At 52.2% G+C, this 3,661-nt stretch carries 2 protein-coding genes and 2 pseudogenes (1 of these 4 cut by a window edge); all 4 read right to left on the minus strand.

Annotated elements, in window-relative coordinates; translation table 11 throughout:
* A pseudogene (locus tag J4G02_07365) lies at positions 1 to 966 on the minus strand (mandelate racemase/muconate lactonizing enzyme family protein) (it extends 163 nt beyond the left edge of the window).
* A gap of 55 nt (positions 967 to 1,021) precedes the next feature.
* Positions 1,022 to 2,539, minus strand: a complete 1,518-nt coding sequence (locus tag J4G02_07370; protein ID MCE2394394.1) for a hypothetical protein — start codon at positions 2,537 to 2,539, stop codon at positions 1,022 to 1,024.
* Between the two features lie 201 nt (positions 2,540 to 2,740).
* Positions 2,741 to 3,389, minus strand: a pseudogene (locus J4G02_07375) (cyclase family protein).
* A gap of 92 nt (positions 3,390 to 3,481) precedes the next feature.
* The coding region (locus J4G02_07380) for a hypothetical protein (protein ID MCE2394395.1) at positions 3,482 to 3,661 on the minus strand (180 nt) is incomplete at its 5' end.

Raw genomic sequence — 3,661 nt, forward strand, 5'->3', positions numbered from 1 at the left:
CTCAGTTGGTGAAACGCGCACCTCCAACCAAGCAAAGTTGGGAACCGCTGCGGCTAGATGTACTGTGGCCGCTGTGCAGATTGACCCCAACGGATTATGCGGCATCAGGTCGATATAGTGGGTTTCCGCCAAACTCGCCACTTTCATCGCTTCCGTTAATCCCCCAACGTTACAGACATCAATGCGGGCAAAATTGGTAATCCCCCGTTCTAGATAAGGCAAAAAGTCCCATTTGCTGGAGATTTCTTCCCCGATCGCAAACGGCACATCAACCATCTGACGCAAAGATTCATACGCCGCCGGCGTCTGATCGCGAATCGGTTCTTCGAGAAAATCGAGGGTGCCACTGGGCATACGTTGGCAAAAGGATGCCGCTTCCGCGACACTCAAACGATGGTGGTAATCGATACCTAGGACAGGTGCAGGACCGACCGCTTCCCGAAGCTGCGTCAACTGGCTGGCGGTTATGGCAATCGACTCCCGCGGCTCAAAAATTGTTGGATCATCGCCTTGAACTGGTGCCGTGCGGATGACATTCCAACCGTTTTCGATCAGCAAATTGGTATCCTCAATCAATTTCTCAAGCGATTGGGCGAAGGTACTGGCAAAACAGGGGACAAAATCCCGCTGTTTCCCACCGAGCAATTGGTAGACCGGCACACCGAGCGCCTTGCCCGCAATATCGTAAAGTGCGATGTCAATGGCGGCGATAGCGGCGGTCAAGATACGCCCGCCCTCAAAATACTGGCTCCGATACATCTCCTGCCAGAGTCCACCAATGCGCATCGGGTCGCGACCAATGAGGAATTCGCGATAATGCTGAATCGCACCAACGACAGCCAATTCACGCCCCGATACCCCGGATTCTCCCCAACCGTAAATCCCTTCGTCTGTTTCGACTTTAATCACCAGTTGATTTCTGTGTCCGACCTGCACTGGGATCGGTTTAATATCAGTAATTTCCATTGAATCTCTATTCCTTGTTATGAGATGCGAGAAAACGAAAGACTGTCCGACAGACTTATTCTTTTAGCTCATTCGCCCTGAGCGCAGTAAATTCGCTCTCGGCATCCTCGACAAAAAACCCGAAACGTCCTTCCTTATAGTCATGAACAGCACGCGAGATGACTAGCCTGTCGTTCAGATAAACGTCTAAGATATGTCTGTGGAGCAAAACTTTTAACGCTAAGGGTTGATTATAGTCAACATCGGTCGTAATCTTCATCGCCATTGGTCGGGAGACCACCCATGGTCTAGGATATCGCCATAGTGAAATGATACCTGTTCTAGGCTCTAAACGCAGGAAGTAACCCGCTTCGCCGGTTTGGCTGCCACGCAGAATCAAGCCCGCCGCAGCACCCCGTTTCATCGTTATTTCGCAAGAGAGAATAAAATCCGTTCCGCCGGCGGAAAGCATCCCCCGCGCCATTCCCTGAAAAGAGACAGCGGAGAGTCTCCCTGATGCCCCTTTCCACTCTCCCCGTTGCGAGCGTACCTGCTCCAATAAACTCGAATCTAGCAACGCCTCGCCTGCCAAGGAATCAACGATGCTTGGATAAAACAAGCCGATCCCTCCATCCGGCAGAGGTCGAATATGCTGAGGAGTCCCCAGCACGCCACCCCAAGCGTATCCCTCTCCACCCCATTCAGGTTGATAATCATCGTTACCGCCAATACGGTCCGCTGCCCAAGGAACGAGATAATGATTACCGCCCATCATAGCGGTTCGAGGTGCATACATATAATTCGGCAGAAGAATGTCATCCTCAGGACAGAGATAGGGACCCTCCAACCGTTCTGCGACTCGGTAGCGCGTGGTGTTTGTCTCTCCGTGGCAGAAGATTAGATAGTAACGCCCTTCCATTTTAAGAATCTCTATAACCTCAAGGGCTGCGCCGATAAAAGGACTGTAAAGGGGCGGTTTCACCTCCCAGTTTTTTAGGTCTTTGCTGACGGTCCAAGCCACGCAGCCGCGTTCCCGCAACGGTCCGTGGTTGAGCCGGGCGGTGGTGACCATCACATACTGCTCGCTTGGATCATCGTAGAACAGAAACGGATCTCGCCACGCCGTGAGCAGGTAGGGGTCTTCTACGGGGGCATCGTGGGGCACGTACCAGCGTGGATCCGGAACGATTATCGGTTGCAGGGGAGCGTCTTTCTCCCACTTGATTAGGTCATCGCTGCGGGCATGATAGATCACTTGGGGGTTGGTGCCGGCGTAGAACATCTGGTACTGTCCCTCGGAATAAACTATCGTCGCACCACCGATTCCGTCATCATCCGGCTCTCCCGGCTGCCCCGGCAGCAGTGCCGGCGGCAGAAGCTCCCAATGGAGAAGATCGGTGCTCACCGCGTGGTCGAGCTCACAACGAGGAAGTCTGGGCGGGTCATCGTTTCTTTTGCTCAAATAGAAAAGGTGGCACTCGCCGTCCCGACAGAAGAAAGATGCGTCCCCGACGAGTGCCCCTTCAGGGCGAAAATGCAAAGTGTAGCATGACGCGAAGTCTTGCCGGTCGAGAGCGTGTGAAGGTGATTCCATATTCTGTATTCCTAGCGTACCTCTATGAATATTAGGACTTACGCAGTGCCTCTTAAAGTCCCCCTGATAAGGGGGATTTAGGGGGTTAAATGCAACCAAATAACGACTTTTCAACAAAATATGCCAATTTTCTGTTCAATTTGGGTAAGTCCTGAATATTATGAAGTAAGCGATCGAGCTACCGATAGCGGCAGCGGTCTTCTACGCTTCAGGCTGAACGGCAATCACACGAGCGGGCGCACCGTCCGATTCCGGGATCTTCAACGGAAGCGCGTAGAGTTGGGTGCAGGGGGTCGTTAATTGGCACAAGTTACAAAGGTACTCAATCATGATCACGCCGTTGCGAAGCAACACATCATGTGTTACAAAGTCAGAAATCGGTGCGACCTCTTTGTCAAGCAGCTTTCGGATGGGATAATCCTGTGGAAAATCGTAATAAAAGCCACTCGCACGCCGGTCGGGTCATGTAGGGCGCAGTCGTCCAGAATTCCGGGGTCTTTGGCGAGGTGACCTGGTCCCAACAGGTTTTCAGCAGGACGATGTCGCCCGGATTGATGTGCCCACCAGCATCACGGACTTGGGTTTCAGTAATCGCTGAATTGGGTTCGATGCCGGTGAGATCGACAATTGCCGCTTTACCTACAATCTGATTGAGTGAAATATCGCTCGTTGTCCCACCGTTGGGGTCGATATGCCTCGGCGCGTCAATATGTGTAAATCCATGAACCGCCCAGCCAGCCCAAGTCACTTGGAAAGCGCTGCCCGTGTTGAAGTCCTCTTTGAGTTGCCGATCTACCGGCCACCGAAAGTGGTTCTCGATCGGCATTGTTAGGTCAACAATTTGATCCATTTGCCTTCTGCCCCTTTAGTGATCCAATACAATAGTTCAGGGGTTCATGAGTTCAAAGGCGTGAGTTTTCTTCACGTTTCACGCATCACGTCTCACATAATTGATCGAAGATAGTTCAAGGCTTTCCGCATCGATTCCACCCGATCAGACTCGCCTTCGTAGACCACCGACAGGCAACCGTTATAACCGATTCCGCGAAAAATATCAAGGATGCGTGGATAGTCAAGCCACTCCTCCACACCGCTGTCTATCTGATAAAACTTCGTGCGAGC

The sequence above is a fragment of the Candidatus Poribacteria bacterium genome (assembly GCA_021295755.1).
Taxonomy (GTDB): domain Bacteria; phylum Poribacteria; class WGA-4E; order WGA-4E; family PCPOR2b; genus PCPOR2b.